Source organism: Streptosporangium sp. NPDC050284 (genome assembly GCF_044459525.1).
In the GTDB taxonomy this organism is placed as follows: Bacteria; Actinomycetota; Actinomycetes; order Streptosporangiales; family Streptosporangiaceae; genus Streptosporangium.
The window spans coordinates 1-16,632 of record NZ_JBITIZ010000042.1 but is presented as its reverse complement, the minus strand read 5'-3'; the positions used below and the strand labels follow the sequence as shown (position 1 = coordinate 16,632).

The 16,632-nt window shown below is 67.6% G+C and carries 16 protein-coding genes; 14 read left to right on the top strand and 2 right to left on the bottom strand.

Translation table 11 applies throughout. From position 1 onward, the window contains the following. The first annotated feature begins 86 nt into the window (after window positions 1-86). The 5 genes from ACIBH4_RS39395 to ACIBH4_RS39375 all read left to right on the top strand — a co-directional run bounded on the left by ACIBH4_RS39395 (window position 87) and on the right by ACIBH4_RS39375 (window position 5,116). A complete protein-coding gene (locus ACIBH4_RS39395) occupies window positions 87-458 on the top strand; it encodes an HNH endonuclease family protein (RefSeq protein WP_362522245.1) in 372 nt (123 codons plus the stop codon). Between the two features lie 248 nt (window positions 459-706). Continuing rightward, on the top strand, window positions 707-1,474 hold the full coding sequence (locus ACIBH4_RS39390; protein ID WP_362522247.1) for an ABC transporter ATP-binding protein: 768 nt from the start codon (window positions 707-709) through the stop codon (window positions 1,472-1,474). Next, a complete protein-coding gene (locus tag ACIBH4_RS39385) occupies window positions 1,459-3,294 on the top strand; it encodes a hypothetical protein (RefSeq protein WP_362522249.1) in 1,836 nt (611 codons plus the stop codon). The genes ACIBH4_RS39390 and ACIBH4_RS39385 overlap by 16 nt, the downstream gene beginning before the upstream one ends. Beyond that, entirely contained in the window at window positions 3,291-4,499 is a 1,209-nt protein-coding gene (locus ACIBH4_RS39380) for a sensor histidine kinase (protein WP_362522251.1), read from the top strand. The genes ACIBH4_RS39385 and ACIBH4_RS39380 overlap by 4 nt, the downstream gene beginning before the upstream one ends. Beyond that, complete coding sequence (locus tag ACIBH4_RS39375; RefSeq protein WP_362522253.1) at window positions 4,496-5,116, top strand: response regulator transcription factor; 621 nt, start codon at window positions 4,496-4,498, stop codon at window positions 5,114-5,116. The genes ACIBH4_RS39380 and ACIBH4_RS39375 overlap by 4 nt, the downstream gene beginning before the upstream one ends. 113 nt (window positions 5,117-5,229) lie before the next feature. Here ACIBH4_RS39375 and ACIBH4_RS39370 read toward each other — a convergent pair whose 3' ends face one another. Both ACIBH4_RS39370 and ACIBH4_RS39365 read right to left on the bottom strand, forming a co-directional pair. Further along, entirely contained in the window at window positions 5,230-5,859 is a 630-nt protein-coding gene (locus tag ACIBH4_RS39370) for an SRPBCC family protein (protein ID WP_362522255.1), read from the bottom strand. A 49-nt stretch (window positions 5,860-5,908) separates the two neighbouring features. Beyond that, complete coding sequence (locus tag ACIBH4_RS39365) at window positions 5,909-6,484, bottom strand: XRE family transcriptional regulator (protein ID WP_362522257.1); 576 nt, start codon at window positions 6,482-6,484, stop codon at window positions 5,909-5,911. A gap of 269 nt (window positions 6,485-6,753) precedes the next feature. Here ACIBH4_RS39365 and ACIBH4_RS39360 point away from each other — a divergent pair, with 269 nt between their 5' ends. The 9 genes from ACIBH4_RS39360 (at window position 6,754) to ACIBH4_RS39320 (ending at window position 16,501) form a co-directional block, all read left to right on the top strand. After that, a complete protein-coding gene (locus ACIBH4_RS39360) occupies window positions 6,754-7,656 on the top strand; it encodes a xanthine dehydrogenase family protein subunit M (RefSeq protein ID WP_362770264.1) in 903 nt (300 codons plus the stop codon). Window positions 7,657-7,661: 5 nt separating this feature from the next. Beyond that, window positions 7,662-8,174, top strand: coding sequence for a (2Fe-2S)-binding protein (locus ACIBH4_RS39355; protein WP_362522261.1), 513 nt, complete (start codon window positions 7,662-7,664; stop codon window positions 8,172-8,174). 4 nt (window positions 8,175-8,178) lie between these two features. Beyond that, window positions 8,179-10,548, top strand: coding sequence for a xanthine dehydrogenase family protein molybdopterin-binding subunit (locus ACIBH4_RS39350; RefSeq protein ID WP_399173874.1), 2,370 nt, complete (start codon window positions 8,179-8,181; stop codon window positions 10,546-10,548). After that, a complete protein-coding gene (locus tag ACIBH4_RS39345; RefSeq protein WP_362522267.1) occupies window positions 10,541-11,524 on the top strand; it encodes an NAD(P)-dependent oxidoreductase in 984 nt (327 codons plus the stop codon). Before ACIBH4_RS39350 ends, ACIBH4_RS39345 begins: the two co-directional genes overlap by 8 nt. Beyond that, window positions 11,521-12,432 carry a dihydrodipicolinate synthase family protein gene (locus tag ACIBH4_RS39340; protein WP_362522269.1) on the top strand — a complete coding sequence of 304 codons (912 nt, stop codon included), beginning with the start codon at window positions 11,521-11,523 and terminating at the stop codon, window positions 12,430-12,432. The genes ACIBH4_RS39345 and ACIBH4_RS39340 overlap by 4 nt, the downstream gene beginning before the upstream one ends. A gap of 128 nt (window positions 12,433-12,560) precedes the next feature. Then, window positions 12,561-13,589: an ABC transporter substrate-binding protein gene (locus ACIBH4_RS39335; RefSeq protein ID WP_362522270.1), complete on the top strand. Its 1,029-nt coding sequence runs from the start codon at window positions 12,561-12,563 to the stop codon at window positions 13,587-13,589. Between the two features lie 219 nt (window positions 13,590-13,808). Continuing rightward, a complete protein-coding gene (locus ACIBH4_RS39330) occupies window positions 13,809-14,636 on the top strand; it encodes an ABC transporter permease (RefSeq protein WP_362522272.1) in 828 nt (275 codons plus the stop codon). Further along, window positions 14,626-15,420, top strand: coding sequence for an ABC transporter permease (locus ACIBH4_RS39325; RefSeq protein ID WP_362522275.1), 795 nt, complete (start codon window positions 14,626-14,628; stop codon window positions 15,418-15,420). Before ACIBH4_RS39330 ends, ACIBH4_RS39325 begins: the two co-directional genes overlap by 11 nt. Continuing rightward, entirely contained in the window at window positions 15,401-16,501 is a 1,101-nt protein-coding gene (locus ACIBH4_RS39320; RefSeq protein WP_362770266.1) for an ABC transporter ATP-binding protein, read from the top strand. The genes ACIBH4_RS39325 and ACIBH4_RS39320 overlap by 20 nt, the downstream gene beginning before the upstream one ends. Window positions 16,502-16,632 lie beyond the last annotated feature (131 nt).

Genomic DNA, 16,632 nt, shown 5'->3' with positions numbered 1-16,632 from the left:
GCCGCCCGTCGTCGTGCTGGTGGCCTACCTGCCGGGTCTGCTGATCCAGATGGTCACCACGGGTCTGGCCGAGGAGCCGGGCTGGCGTGACTTCGGCCTGCCACCCGGTCAAGGGACGCTGGTACAGCCCGTACGACGGCAAGTGGCTCAAGAGCGAGAAGTACGTGGACGTCGACCACCTGGTACCGCTCGCCTACGCCTGGCGTTCGGGTGCCAAGCGATGGAGCCCGGCCAAGCGGCGCGCCTTCGCCAACGACCTGGTCCGCCCCGAACTGCTCACCGTCAGCCACTCCGCCAACATCGCCAAAGGCGGCAAAGGCCCGCAGAGCTGGCGCCCGCAGCGCCGCGCCCACTGGTGTCAGTACGCGACCTCGTGGATCACGGTCAAGCGCCACTACGGGCTCTTCGTGACCCGCAAGGAGAGGGTAGCTCTGCTCAACATGCTCCGTACCTGCTGAAACCAGCGGGGCGTCACCGAACCGGGTCGCCCGTTCCCCGCCGAGAGTTTCCCGGTCGACGTTCGATGCGGGACCACCGGCGTTTGTCGGTGATCCCCGAGCGGCACTCCACCTGAAGCACGTCGGCGGCAGGCCGCAAGCCACAGGCGGCGTTGATCGAATCAACTGATCGGTTGATGCCGGAATCCACCATCCCGTTCCCTGCTTGGCTGATTCGCCACCCCCTGTCCCCGCGCGATCCTCAGAGCATGTCAACGCATCCGGAGCCCGCCTTCCAGACCACTGGACTTCGCAAGGTCTTCGGTGACCACGTCGCCGTCGACGACGTCCACCTCACGGTCCCCGCCGGATCCTTCTACGGGCTGGTCGGCCCCAACGGCGCCGGAAAGACCACCACCCTGGCGATGGCCGTGGGCCTGCTGCGGCCCGACGCCGGCAGCGCCCGGATCTTCGGCGTCGACGTCTGGCGCGACACCGTTCGGGCCAAAGCGCTCGTCGGCGTGCTGCCCGACGGCAACGCCCTGCCCGAACGGCTCACCGGGCGTGAGGTCCTCACCTATCTCGGCCTCCTGCGCGGTCTGCCGCCCGGCGTCGTCGCCGAACGCACCGACGAACTCCTCCACGTCCTTGAACTCGACTCCGCGGAGCGGACTCTGGTCATCGAGTACTCCACCGGCATGCGCAAGAAGATCGGCCTGGCCGTCGCACTCCTGCACGCCCCCCGCCTCCTCGTCCTGGACGAGCCGTTCGAGGCCGTCGACCCCGTCTCGGCGGCCTCCATCAGGACCATCCTGCGCAGGTTCGTCGACGGCGGCGGCTCCGTCATCGTCTCCAGCCACGTCATGGCCCTGGTCGAGCAGCTCTGTGACCACGTGGGTGTCATGTCCAACGGGCGCGTCATGGCCGCCGGTCCCCTGGCCGACGTACGCGGCACCGCCACACTTGAGGACGCCTTCGTCAACCTGGTCGGCGCCCGGACCCGCGGGACGGAGGGGCTGGCATGGCTGACAGCATGACCCTCGGCCAGATCGGCACGCCCCTCGGTCAGACCGGCATGGCGCACGTCATGATCCGGATGCGGCTCGCCCTGCTGCGCAACTCCCTGCGCGGCGACCGCGCCACCAACCTGTTCTCCGGTGTCCTGATCGGCGTCGTTCTGGCCATCGGAACGATCACGGTCGCCGTCCTGTGGCCCGACTACCTTCCCCTGACCCTGACCATCTGGCTCACCGGCTGGATCTTCGGCCCCATCTTCATCGGCGGCGGTGACGAGACCCTCCGCCCCGAGTACTTCACCATGCTCCCCGCCACGCCCCGTCGTGTCGCGGCGGGGCTGCTCGCCGGAGCCTTCGTCGGCCCCGCACCACTCGTCACCCTCCTCGCCCTGCTGTCCCTGCCCGTGTACGGCTGGCGCCACGGCTTCGCCGGTGTCCTCATCGGGCTGGTCGCCGCCCTGGCCACGCTCGCCACGATGGTGATGATCTCCCGGGTCGTCGTCGCCGCCCTCGGCCTGTTCGTCAGGTCCCGCGCCACCGCCGCCATCGTCGGCATCGTGATGGGAACCACGCTCGCCCTCTGCGGCAACGGCTGGGCCCCCGCCGTGGCCTTCGGCACCGGCGACACCCTTGTATGGACCGAGGTCCTCGTCCGGGCGCTGCCCTCCGGCTGGGGCGTGGCCGCCGTCGAGGCGTCCTGGCCTCTCGCCCTGGCCATCCTCGCCGCCAACGGGGCCGTCATCGTCCTGCTTCTGCTCGCCTGGGCAGCCCTGCTGGCCCGGCGTGTCGCCTCGGCCGCCCGCGGCGGCGTACCCGCCCGTCGTGGCACCCCCCGTCCCTTCCCCGCCGTCGGCGGCGCCCGTATCGTCGCCGCCAAGGAACTGCGCGTCTGGTGGCGTGACCTGGTCCGCATCCAGCTCCTTGGCATCGCCTTCTCCTACGCCCTCGTCTTCCCCCTGCTCCTCGTCACCATCGACCTGTGGATCATGGTCCCGTTCGTCGGGCTCATCGCCGTCGTCATGGCCGCCGCCGTCTCCGCCAACCTCTACGGGGCGGACGGAACCGCCCTGTGGCTCACCCTCATGACCCCCGGTGCCGAACGCGCCGACGTGCGCGGTCGCCAGCTCGCGTGGCTACTCGCCATCGGCCCGGCCGCCACCGTCCTGACCCTCGTCGGCACCGCCGTCAGCGGTCAGACCTGGGCCTGGCCCTGGGTGCTCGGCCTGCTCCCCGCCCTCCTCGGCGGTGCCGCCGGCCTCATTGTCTGCTTCGCCGTCAACTCCCTCGTCCCCGGCACCGACCCCCACAAGCGCGGCGGCAACCCGCTCAACACCGGTGCGGACGAGAGCTCGGAAACCGGTCTGGCCTGGCTCACCCTCATCGCCGTCCCCAGCATCGGACTCCCCACCGCCGCCGCCATCCTTCTCCACCCCTGGGCAGGCGTCCCCGTCGGCCTGCTCACCGGCGCCCTCGGTGTCTGGGGGTTCGGCAAGATCGCCTACCGCAGGCTCGAAAGTCACGGGACCGAACTGCTCACCCTCATGAAGCACGGCCCCGCAGCCCAGCCCAAGCCCACCGACAAGCGCACGACCGCCGACCTGCCCCTCAAGCACCGCATCGCCGTCATCTTCTGCTACAGCGTCGCCTGGCTGCCCACCTTCCCCCAGGGCGTCGTCCCCATGACCTTCAAGATCTTCGGCGTCGAGGACCGCCTCTGGTTCCTCGCCCTCCACCTGCCGTCTGCCTGGCAGTGGCCCACCATCATCTTCATGATCACCCTGGGGTTCCTCATGTACGGCTACGCGATCCTCATCCCCATGCGAATAAGCTCGGCACCGTGAACGACCCTTTCCCGCTTTCGATCTGGGAACGACGTTACGAGCGCTTCGTCGAGGTCGTTCCCTACATCACCCTGGCCGCCCCCCTGGCCATCAGCCTCACCTCACCCGAGCAGCCCGAGGGTGGGATCCCCCGCACCCTCGCCTTCAGCGCCCTGGCCCTGGCCTGGATCCTCGGCTCCCACTCCCTGCTGCCCGCCGACCTCCGCAGGCGCCGCGCCACCACGATCACCTATTTCTGCGGCGTCCTGGTCACCGCCGCGCTCCTGGCACTCCATGATCCGATCTTCGTCATCTACTGCATCTCCGGCTTCTTTCTCGCTGGCTCCTTCGCCCCTTCCAGGTGGACCTTCGCGGCCGTCACCGCCACCTCCATCGTCCTGTACGGGACCACGCTCGACTGGTCCCAGGCCACCGTCCAGCTCGTCCTTCTCCACGTCGCGATCGTCGCCGTTCAGACCCTCACGATCGGCGGCGGCCACATTTTCGCCGTCCGGATCGAAGAGCGGCAGCGTAAATACCGCCAGGCGCTCACCGACCTGCAAAAAGCCCTGGAGGAGAACGCCGAACTCCACGCCCACCTTCTCACCCACGCTCACGAGGCCGGCATCCTCGACGAACGCCAACGCATGGCGCGCGAAATCCACGACACCCTCGCCCAAGGACTCACCGGCATCATCACCCAGCTTCGCGCCGCGCAACGCGTCCAAGACCGCGACGCCCACATCGACCGCGCCCTCACCCTCGCCCAGGACAGCCTGTCCGAAGCCCGCCGCTCCGTCGACGCCCTCCGCCCCCATCAGCTCGAAGACGCCCATCTCCCCGAGGCGATGACCGCCCTCGCCCACAGCTGGACACAGAGCACCGACATCAACCTCCACGTCGAGGTCACCGGCGACCGCGTCCCCCTCAGCCCCGCGATCGAGGTCACCCTCTTCCGCGTCGCCCAGGAAGCCCTCACCAACGTCGCCAAACACGCCAACGCCACCCGCGCCGGCCTCACCCTCTCCTACACCGGCGCCGTCGTCCTCCTCGACATCCGTGACGACGGCAAGGGCATCGACAGTCCCAACGGCCAAGGATTCGGACTCAGCAGCATGAGACAACGCGTACGTGGCGTCGGCGGCACCTTTGAAATCGAGAGCGCACCCGGTGAAGGCACGGCTGTCAGCGCCACCGTCCCCGCGCTCCAGGTAGGCCCCCGGTGATCCGCCTCCTCATCGTCGACGACCATCCCATCGTCCGCGACGGCCTGCGCGCCGTCTTCGAAGCCGAACCCGATCTCGACGTCGCCGGGGAAGCCGCCAACGGCCGCGAAGGCATCGAGCGCGCCGCCGCACTCGACGTCGACATCGTCCTCATGGATCTGCGCATGCCCGAGGTGGACGGCGTCACCGCCATCACCGCCCTCCGCCGGGACCATCCCCACATCAAAACGCTCGTCCTCACCACCTTCGACGGCGACTCCGACGTGCTGCCCGCCATCGAAGCCGGCGCGACCGGTTATCTCCTCAAGGACGCCCCCACCGACGAACTCCTGCGTGCCGTCCGCGCCGCCGCCGCGGGCGAGCCGGTCCTGTCGCCCTCGGTCGCCGGTCGCCTGATGGGCCAGGTGCGCCGACCGGTCAAGGCCGCCCTCACCGACCGTGAACTGCAGGTCCTCGCCCTCGTCGCCGACGGTGCCTCCAACCGCCAGGCCGCCGCCAAACTCTTCATCAGCGAGGCGAGCATCAAGACCCACCTGCTGCACATCTACGACAAGCTCGGCGTCCGCGACCGGGCCGCCGCCGTCGGCGAGGGGTACCGTCGCGGCCTGCTCAGCTGACTCCTGGGGGACGACCCCCGCCAAGCTGGAGAAACAGGTGCCTGGAACGCCGGCTCACGGCTGCGGTCGCGATGCCCGAACCTGTCCTGACCGATGGCCTTCAGATGCGGGGATCATCGGTCGGCGCGCGGACGGCGGATCGAGCGCAGCAGGAGGATCAGTACCAGTACGCCGAGCGCCACCGGCGCCACACGCTTGAGCACGGGCGGCCCGACAAGGGCGATCAGGTTCACGGGGTCCGGTGCCGGCTCGGCGACCTGGCTCGTCGTCGGCGGCTCGACCGGCGGCTCGACCGCCGGCTCGGTCAGGGTGGCGGCGAGACGGTCGGCGAACTGGCTCAACAGCCGATCGCCGACGTCGGCGATCACGCCCCGGCCGAACTGGGCCGGCCGACCGGTGATCTCAAGATCGGTGACGACCCGAACGCGAGTGGTGTTCGCCCCCTCGGCCACGAGGGTCGCCGAGACCGTCGCGCTCGCGGTGCCGGCACCGCGCTCCTCCTTGCCGCTCGCGGAGACGACGACGCGATAGCCGACCGGGTTCTTCTCGACGAACCGCGCGGAGCCTCGGTAAACCATGGTGATCGGGCCCAGCTTGACCTTCACCCGGCCGGTGAACTCATCGCCGGACCGGCTCTCCAGCGAGGCGCCGGGCATGCAGGTGGCGACCTTTTCGACATCCAGCAGCCGCTGCCAGGCCGTGTCAATGTCGGTCGACAGAACAAATGCATGTTCGAGATTCATACCGGTCTCTCGTGTTTCGGTTCGTGGCTGCGCTGATAGGAATAGCGGGTCAGAACGACGGTGGCGTCATCGCGGTGATGGAGACCACGTCCTCGTCGAAGGTGCGGTACCAGTGTTCGGTGATGGAGGCGAAGCGCATCGAATCCCCCTTCTCCAGCACCCGCACCAGGCTCCCGACATGCACCTCCATCTTTCCCTGGAGGATGAACACGACCTCTTCTCCGGTGTGGCTGAAGGGCGCGTGCTCGTTGGAGAAATGGGCCGGCACCTCGATGTAGAGCATGGACAGCGTGCCCTGCAGGTCGGGTACGAGTAGTTGGTAGGTGAGGTTCTGGTCGGCCAGCACCAGTCGCGCCCGTGTGTGCGGGCGGACCACACCGTCGGCGTCGTTGTTGGCGCCGAGGAAGAACGAACCGATCGAGAGTCCCAGTGCGCCGGCGATGTTGGACAGCGTGTCGATCGACGGGTTACCGATGCCGCGCTCCAACTGGCTGAGCAGCCCGGTTGAGATGCCCGCGCGCCGCGCCAGTTCGTCGATGCTGAGCCCGCGACTGGCTCGTTCAGCGGCGATGATCGTTCCCAGACGCGCGACCAGATGACCGTCGTCTGGGGGGTTCCCCTTCAATGCAGGACGCTCCTCATCACTTCAGTGAATCGACGTTCAATATATTGACAGTGAGATTCGTTCATGTCTAGGGTCTGGGCAACGAGAGCGAGCCACGTGCTCGACCGATGACAAAACCACACCTGAGACCGGCACGCCGGCCGGATGGAGCCTGCTTCAGCACCAGAACAACTCCTGGGGCTCCACATCAAATCACCTCATTATTCATGATCCCCGGGCCTGGTAGGCCATCCGACCAATCGAGAGCGACGGCTGCGACGCCGTGACGAATGGGTGAGTCAGTGAAACCCGCGGCATTCGAGTACCACGACCCGCTGACCGTTGCCGAGGCGTGCGAACTACTCGCTCAACTCGGCGACGAAGCGAAACCGCTGGCGGGCGGGCAGAGCCTTGTGCCTCTGATGAATATGCGCCTGGCAACGCCTCGGCACCTCATTGACCTGGAAAAGGTGGCCGGGCTTTCGGATATCGCGGTTTCCGAGACTTCGGTGACCATCGGCTCGATGACGAGGCAGCGACAGATCGAACTGTCGCCCGTCATCCGGGAGGCCTGCCCGATCCTCGCCGAGGCGACGAGGCATATCGCGCACTTCCAGATACGGCAGCGAGGGACGATCGGTGGCTCGATCGCACACGCCGACCCGGCCGCCGAACTGTCCCTCATCGCACTGCTCCTCGACGCTCGGATCGTCGCCCGTAGCGCCGAACGCGGAAGATCCATTCCGGCCCGGGATTTCTTCGTCTCGGCGTTCACCACGGACCTGGAAGAAACCGAGGTCGTCGAGACGATCGTGCTGCCTCGCATGTCCGGCGGCGAGGGCTGGGCCTTCGAGGAGTTCGCCCGCAGGCAGGGAGATTTCGCCCTGGCCGGCGTCGCGGCCACCGTCACCCTGACCGGTGGAAGATACTCCAGCGCTCGGCTGGCCGCGAGCGGGGTCGCGGCGACTCCGGCGGTGCTGCCCGAGGCCGAACGTCTTCTCGGTGAAGAACCGAGCGAGGCGCTCTACCGGGCGGTGGCCGCGGCGGCGACGGCGGACCTCACCCCTGGCACCGACATCCACGCCACCGGCGAGGACCGGCGGGATATCGTCCGCCACCTCACGGAGGTCGCGCTCGCCGCGGCGACCGAGAAAATCCTCCATTCGACAGATCGCTCGGCAGGCCGACAGTGACCACGATGAGACACATACGCTTCCGGCTCAACGGGCAGAGCGTGGAGCACGACGTAGCGCCGAGGCTGCTGCTGTCCGATTTTCTCCGGGACGTTCTCGGATTCACCGGCACCCATGTGGGGTGCGAGCAGGGGGCCTGCGGGGCGTGCACGGTTCTGTTGAACGGCGAGGCGGTCCGTTCGTGTCTGGTGTTCGCGGTCCAGGTGAACGGCGCGACGGTGCGGACCATCGAGGGGGTTTCCCCCGACGGGACGTCACTGCACCCGATCCAGCGGGCCTTTCATGAGAACCACGGGCTGCAATGCGGTTTTTGCACGCCCGGCTTCGTGATGAGCACCTGCGCTCTACTGGCGGAGAATCCGGCCCCCACCGAGTCCGAGATCCGCACCCAGTTGTCGGGCAATCTGTGTCGCTGCGCCGGATACGAGTCGATAGTCCAGTCGGTGCTGCAGGCCGCCCGCGAACTGGCACCCGCCGGCGGGCAGAGCGCAGGGAAAGCGAGCGGTCATGACGAGTAGCACTTTGGCACGTTCCTTTGGGCGAACCACGAGTCAATCCGGCCAGGGATTCGGCGCGGCGCTGCGGCGTACCGAGGACTATCGGCTGCTGATGGGCACCGGGACCTTCACGGACGACCTGCAGCTTCCCCGTACCCTGCATGCGGCCTTCGTGCGCAGCCCGTACGCGCACGCGCGGATCATCGCTGTCGATGTCGAGCGGGCACTCGCGCTCCCCGGCGTGGCGGCGATCTTCACCGGTGACGACCTGGCCGAACTGACCGAACCGGGGATCACGGCCCAGGCCGGAGCAGAACCGATGGTCATGGAGACCCTGCCGACCCGCAAGGTCCGGTTCAGCGGCGATCTCGTCGCGTGCGTGGTGGCCGTCGACCGGTACGTGGCGGAGGACGCGATCGAACTTGTCGAGGTGGACTACGAGCCGCTCGCGCCGGTCCTCACCATGGAGGCGGCCGCCGCGCCCGATGCGCCCCTGGTGGACGAGGATCTTTCGAGCAACCTGCACACCCAGCAGACGCACACCTTCGGCGACGTCGCGGCGGCCTTCGCCGAGGCTCACGAGATCGTCGAGGCCCGCTTCAGTACCCAGCGGATGACGCATGTCCCGATCGAGACCCGCGGCGTCCTCGCCGTATGGGACGCCGGCCGCATGGAACTGACCTTCCACAGCGGCCAGCAAACGGCTCACCTGCTGCGGACCAACCTGGCCCGCCGGCTCAGGCTGGACGAGAACCAGGTGCGGGTGATCTCGCCGGACGTGGGCGGTGCCTTCGGCCAGAAGATCCCGCTCTTCCGCGAGGAGTTGACGGTGGCCGCCCTCGCCATCAAGCTGCGGCGGCCGATCAAATGGATCGAGGATCGGGTCGAGAACCTCACGGCGGCGAACCACGCGAGGGACGACTCCGCCTGGATCAGGGCTGCGGTGGACAAGGACGGGCGCATCCTCGGCGTCAAGGCCGAACTCTGGGCCGACTACGGTGCGTACGCCTTCTTCACGCCGAAGTACCCGATCGACTCCGTCGGCTGGCTCCTTCCCGGCCCGTACAAGTTCCAGAACTACGAGTACTCCATCAACGTCGTGATCACGAACAAGTGCCCGGCCGGAACCCTTCGCGCGCCCATGGCTCTCGTGACCTGGGCGACCGAGGGGATGGTCGAGCGCATCGCCCGACAGTTGAAGATCGATCCGGTCGAGGTACGCCGCCGGAACATGCTCACAAGCCAGGACCAGCCGTATGTGTCCGCGACCGGATACACCTACGAGGCGCTCACCATGTGGGAGGGCTACGAGCAGATGCTGCGGAGCTTCGACCTGGCGGAGTTCCGGGCCGAGCAGCGGGCGGCCAGAGCGGACGATCGGTACCTCGGTGTCGGGATAGCGAGCGTCCTGGAGCCGACGACGTACGGATCGGCGTGGTACAAGAAGGGCGGCCGGGGAAGCGGCCACGAGGCGGCCACCGTCAAGGTGGAGCCGAGCGGAGCGGTCAACGTGGGCGTCGGCATCGTGCCGAGCGGCCAGGGATACGAGACGACGATCGCCCAGGTGGTCGCGGAGGCCCTGGGCACCCGGGTCGAGAACGTGAACGTGCTGCTCGGCGATACGTCCCTCACCCCGTACGGGATGGGCTCCCGGGGATCCCGGGGCGCCGCCGCCGGCAACGCGGTGGCGTATCTCGCGGCGACAAAGGCCCGTGCGAAGGTGCTGCGCATCGCGGCACATCTCGTGGGTGAGCCGGTCGACAACCTGGATATCCGGGACGACCAGATCTACGTGCTGGGGGAGCCGGAGCCTCGCATGCCACTGTCCCAGGTGTCGTGGACGGCGTACATGGATCCCTTCGCGCTGCCCCCCGGCGAGTTGCCGGGTCTGGAGATCCACCGGACCTACGACCCGCCTGCCATGACCTTCTCCAACGCCGCACACCTGTGTGTCGTCGAGGTCGAGCGGCGCACGGGCCGGGTGGAGATCCTGGACTACCGGGTGATCGAGGACGCGGGCACCCTCATCAACCCGGCGATCGTCGACGGCCAGATCCGCGGCGGCGTCTCGTTGGGGATCGGGCAGGCGTTGCTCGAAGAGGTCGTCTACGACGAGTTGGGCAACAACCAGACCGCGACCTTCCTCGACTACCTGATCCCGACCATCGACGCGGTGCCCGACATCCGGATATCGCACGTCCAGACGCCGAATCCACACACCGTTCGCGGCCTGAAGGGAATGGCCGAGGGGCCGGTCCAAGGAGGGCTCGCCGCAGTGATGATCGCCGTCCAGGACGCCCTGGACGGCAGGGGAATCACGATCGACCGGAGCCCGGCGAGCCCGAGCCGGATCAGGGCCCTGTTCCGGGCGGTGGAGGGTGACAGCGATGAGTGAGCCGAACCAGACCAGGATCGCCTTCATCGGGTTGGGCACCATGGGGTTCCCCATGGCACACCAACTCGTTCGGGCCGGACATCCGGTCACCGTGGTGCCGCACGTCTCCATGACCGCGGCACACCGGCTGGCCGAGGACGGGGCCGCGATCGCCACCACACCGGCCGACGCCGCGAGGGATGCCGATGTCGTGATCACGATGCTCCCTTCGGCCACCGAGGTCCGTGCCGTGCTGTTCGAGGAGTCGGGGGCGACCGGCACGGCGCGCCCCGGCACCCTGGTGGTGGACATGTCGACGATCGGGCCGAAGGCGGCCCGATCGATCGCGCGCCGGCTGGGGGAGATGGGCCTGGCGTTCATGGACGCGCCGGTGAGCGGCGGGCCGGCGAGGGCACACAACGGCACGCTCACTACCATCGTGGGCGCCGACGAGGACACTCTCGCCACGGCTCGGCCGGTCCTCGCCCACATGGCGAGCACCGTCTTCCACGCCGGGCCGGTCGGTGCCGGCCAGGCCGCGAAGATCTGTAACAACCTTCTCGTCGCCGCCTGCATGCTCGCCAACGCGGAGGCCCTGACGCTGGGCACGGCGTCCGGCGTCGACCCGCACACGCTGCGGGAGATCATTCTTGCCAGCACGGGCGCGAACTGGCAGCTGGAGCACATCGTTCCCCAGACGATCCTGGCGAACGACTTCGACCCGCGGTTCGCCCTCTCCCTCCTGCTGAAGGACCTGGATGTCGCGGGAGAGGTCGCCGAGGACGTCGCGTCGCCGTTCCACGTCGGCGGACTGGCGAGACAGATGTTCGGCCGGGCCGAGGCGTCGTTCGGCGGGCGGACGGACTTCAGCGCGGTCGTGAAGTTGTACCAGGAAGCACTGGGTGACGGCCCGCGGGACCGGGCCACGGAAGCGGCTACCGGGCGGTCCCCCGCGACGAACGATCAGCCCCATCGTCAGGAGACGGAGCAGCGATGAACACCCCGAACACCGAATCACTTCCACGACCGATCGTCAGCTTTCTGCCCACCGCCTTCACCCCGGACGGGGCGGTGGACATCGGCAAGATGAGGGACCTGGCCGACCTGCTCGCCCGCCACGGGATCAGGCCGGCGGTCCTCGGCGGGATGGGGGAGTTCTACGCCCTGCGACGAGACGAGGCGCGCGCCTGCATGGAGGCGGCGGCGGCCGGGGCGGCCGGCCGGGTTCCGGTGGTGGCCGGAATAGGGTTCTCGACGAGGGAGGCCACCGAACTGGCCGTCGACGCGCGGGACGCGGGCGTGTCGGTGCTGGTGCTCAATCCGCACTACTTCGCTGTCCCCACGCCCGACGGCGCCGCCGAGCACGTCCGGCGGATCACCGGGGAGTCCGGACTACCCGCGATCGTCTACAGCAGCAAGGCCCAGCCGGTCACGGAGGACCACCTGGACCGACTGGTCACGGTGGCGGGCTTTCGTGGCGTCAAGGAGACCGCCTTCGGGCCGGATGAGGTGGGGCGACGGGTCGCGCGCTGGGGCGACCGGATCGAGTGGTGGGGGGTCGGCGAGATCGGCGGGACCGAGTACGCCCGCGCGGGCGGCAACGTCATCACCTCATCGCTCGCCAACTTCAGCCCGGCCACGTCGATCGCCTACGTCCGGGCGGCGCTGGGCGACGGCTCCGTCGATCCGCAGCTGGCCGAGTGCTGCGCCGCGTGGGACGAGCTGCTGCGCGCGCCGGAGGGTTACCTGGGCGTGCTCAAGGCCGTCATGCAGGCACTTTACGGATGGCATCCCGCCGTGCGGCTGCCCATGACCGAGGCGAGCGTCGCCACCCGGGAGTCCGTGGCCCGGTTCCTCGACCGCTTCGAGCATCTGTCCGCCCGATCCAACCCCCTGGCGGGATAGGGCGCACCAACGCGCACAACCGAAAGGAGTCGCCCTGAAACCGATGTCGTGCCCCATGACCTCGTAATGACGTGTTTTCGGTCGTTTCTTTATCCGATTGGTTGAATAGTGTGAAAAATCATACTCGCATGGCGCTTATCGGGCTTGTGTGCCTCGCGGCGACAGCGTGCGGCGGCGGAGCCACCACCGCCGAGCAAGGGTCCAACGACCCCCTGACTCTGGTCGACTACGGCGGCGCGACCTCCCAGATCGCCAAAGAGATCTGGATGGACCCCTTCACCGCGCAGACGAGCATCAAAATGCGGCAGGACTCCCCGAATGACTATGCGAAGGTCAAGGCGCAGGTCGATTCTGGGAACATCGCCTGGGATGTCATGTTTGTCCAACCCTACCGGGCGATCGTCGACTGCGGCACCTACTTCGAGAAGCTCGACAAGAGCAAGATCACGACCCTCGACAAGCTCCCCCCGCTGATCGGTGAATGCGGGGTGCCGATCGACAACTTCGCGTACATCCTCGTGTACGACTCCAAGAAGTTCGGGGCGAACCCGCCGACGTCGTGGAAGGACTTCTTCGACGTGGAGAAGTACCCCGGCAAGCGCGGGCTCTCGACGGCCGTCGCGGGTGGCGTGCTGGAGGCGGCACTGCTCGGCGACGGGGTGAAGCCCGAGGAGCTGTACCCGCTCGACATCGACCGGGCGATCAAGAAGTACGACAGCATCAAGGGCGACATCTCCTTCTTCGAGTCGGGCGCCCGGCAGATGGAGCAGATCGAGAGCGGCGATGTCGTCATGTCGCTCGCCTGGCACGGCCGGGTGCAGCTGTCGGTGCGCAACGGCGCGCAGTTCAAGCCGGTGTGGAACCAGCACATCCGGACGCACGACACCGTGGCCATGATCAAGGGCACTCCCCGGAAGGAGGAGGCCTACAAGTTCCTGAGCTTCATCACGGACGTGGAGCAGCAGAAACTCTGGGCCGAGCAGACGTCCTACGGGGCGGCCAACAAGGACTCCAAGCCGACGCTGGACCAGGTGGGCCAGGAGTTCGACTCGAACGATCCAGCACACGCGGAACTGGCGGTGCAACTGGACCTGAACTGGTGGGCGCAGCACTACGAGGAGGCCATCGACCGCTACACGAAGTGGTCCGCCCAGTGAGGTGATGCCGCCCGGCGGATTCTCGTGAACAGCGAGGACCTCCCTCGGGTGCGGCGGCACACGGGGGAGGTCTATCGGGCATGGTCAGCGGATCCCGACGCGAGTATCCGTATGTGTGGTAACGAGGAGGACTAGATGGTTTCGGTGCAGCCCCTGGAGCGCACAGATGATGTGCGGGACCGTTTCCGTTGGTTGAAACGCCCGCGAAAAAGGCCCCCCGTGGGCTTTCTCCTAGCCGCCCCTGTTGTTTTCTTCCTCATCGTCTTCTTCGTCTATCCGGTCGCCGAGATTTTCCGGTTGTCCTTCATCGGTGACGACGGAGCGCTGTCGTTGGAGCACTACACCGATTTCGCGGGCACCGAAGTTTACGTAACGATCCTTCTGCGCACGATATACACCTCGGCCATCGTCACGGGGGTGTGCGCCCTCATCGCCTACCCGTACGCGTATCTCATGGCCCTGGTCGGCAGCAAGACACGGGCCCTCATGCTCGGGTTGGTGCTTGTCCCGCTGTGGACGAGCCTGCTCGCGCGGACGTACGCCTGGATCATTCTGCTGTCGGATGTCGGGCCGGTCGTCGCTTTCCTGTCGGTCCTGGGCATGGAGATAAAGATGCTGGGCACATCCCGCGGGGTCCTGATCGGCATGGTGCAGGTCCTGCTCCCCTTCATCACCCTGCCGCTGTACAACAACATGCGCACCATCGACCGCCGGCTGGTCATGGCCGCCCAGTCACTCGGGGCCACGCCCAGGGCGGCGTTCCGGCAGGTCTTTCTGCCGTTGACGGCTCCAGGCCTCATCACCGGCAGCGTCATGGTGTTCGTGCTCGGCCTCGGTTTCTACGTCACGCCGGCGCTGCTCGGCTCACCGTCGCAGTCCATGTTGGCCCAGCTGGCCGCCCAGGAGATCTCGTTGAAGCTCGCCTGGGGAAGCGCGGGAGCGATGTCGGTCATCCTCTCCGTGCTGACCCTCATCGTTCTGGTGGTCGCGGCCCGGTTCGGGATGACCTCGATGCTCACCAGCATGGGAGGCAAGAATGCCCGTTAGGCGGCCGTACGGGCTGGCCGTGTTCGCGGTGATAACGGGAGCGCTGCTGATCCTCCCGGGCCTGATCGTGTTCCCGATGAGCCTCAGCGATCGACGGTCCTTCGTCTTCCCGCCGAAGGAGTGGAGTTTCCGGTGGTACGAGAACTTCTTCTCGGACCCTCGGTGGACCGAGACCCTGATGAACTCGCTCCAGACCGCCCTGATCGTCGCGGTCATCGCCACCGTCGCGGGAACGGTCGCTGTTTTCGGCGTCGTACGGCACAGCTTCCGGGGCAAGAGCATCGTCGTCGGCCTGCTGCTCGCGCCGATGGTCACCCCGATCATCATTCTGGGGGTTGGCGAGTACGCGCTCTTCCTGAAGTGGCAGCTCGTCGGGACCGGCCTCGGCTTCGTCCTCGCCCACACCGTGCACGCGATCCCGTACGTGGTGCTCACGGTCTCCGGCGTGCTGGTGACGATGGACCGTCAGCTGGAGCGCGCCGCGACGAGCCTCGGGGCTCCCCCGCACAAGGTCCTCATGACCATCACGCTGCCGATCATCGCGCCCGGAATCCTGGCCGGCTTCATCTTCGCCTTCATCTCGTCGTTCGACGAGACGGTGATCGCGCTGTTCCTCTCGGATCCCAACTTCCGCACGATGCCCGTGCAGATGTACGCGAGCATGACGCAGGAGGTGGACCCGACCATCGCGGTCGGCGCGTCACTGATCATGCTGCTCTCGACCCTGCTCATTCTGTTGTCCGCTCTCGCATTCAGGAGGCGTTATGCCAAGAAGCACCGCTGACCGCTCCCGGGGTGCGGCTGTCCGTTTGCGGGGGATCGTCAAGCAGTACGGTGCGGCGGCTCCCGCCGTCAACGAGGTGTCGCTGGACATCGCGGCGGGCGAGTTCGTCTCGCTCCTCGGCCCGAGCGGATCGGGTAAGACGACGACGTTGAACGCTATCGCCGGGTTCGTCGACATCGACGCGGGCGAGATCGAACTGGACGGGGTGTCCGTCGCGTCGGTGCGCCCCCACCTGCGGAACATCGGCATGGTGTTCCAGCACTTCACGCTCTTCCCGCACATGACCGTGGCCGAGAACGTCGCCTATCCGCTGCGCCAGCGCAAGATCCCGGCGAAGGAGCGCGCACAGCGGGTCCAGGCCGCGCTGGAGATGGTGCAGCTGGGCGAGTACGGGGCCCGCCGACCAGACCAACTGTCCGGCGGACAGCAGCAGCGCGTGGCGGTGGCGAGGGCGGTCGTCTTCGAGCCCCGGGTTCTGCTGATGGACGAGCCCTTCGGCGCACTGGACCGGAAATTGCGTGAGGAGCTGCAGATCCAGCTCAGGGGTCTGCACCGGGAACTGGGCGTCACCATCATCTTCGTGACGCACGACCAGGAGGAGGCGTTGGTCCTCTCCGATCGGATCGCCGTCTTCAACAACGGCTCGATCGATCAGGTCGGCACACCGGCGGAGTTGTACGACCGGCCCGAGAGCCGGTTCGTCGCGCAGTTCCTCGGCGAGTCGAACGTCTTCGAGGGAACGGTCCAGGAGGTGGACGGTGTCCGCGCACTGGCGTGTCCCGACGGCAGGTTCGTCCTTCCCCCGTCGGCCGCCGACCCGGGGGCGGAGATCCAGGTGATGGTTCGCCCGGAGAAGTGTCGCATCGCACCCGTCGGCTCGGAACGCGACGGCCTGACGAACGCCCTGGAGGGTGAGGTCGAGGAGGAGATCTTCCTCGGCTCGTCGCGGAAACTGCTGGTTCGCACCCCGACCGACCGGGTGGTGACGGTGCGCTCGACCGCCGCGGCCGACCGCGGCGTCTCAGTGGGGGCGAAGGTGGTCGTCACCTGGGACTCGGCCGACCTGCTGGTGGTGCGCTGACAACGGTGCCGGGCACCGACTCGGCGACCGCGCCGAGAAGGCTTCGGAGCCACAAGATGGCTCCGCGGAGATGAAGGCCCGCGAGATAGCTTTCGGGGGTCTTGTCGAAGCGAAAGGCCAGCCCGCGCCAC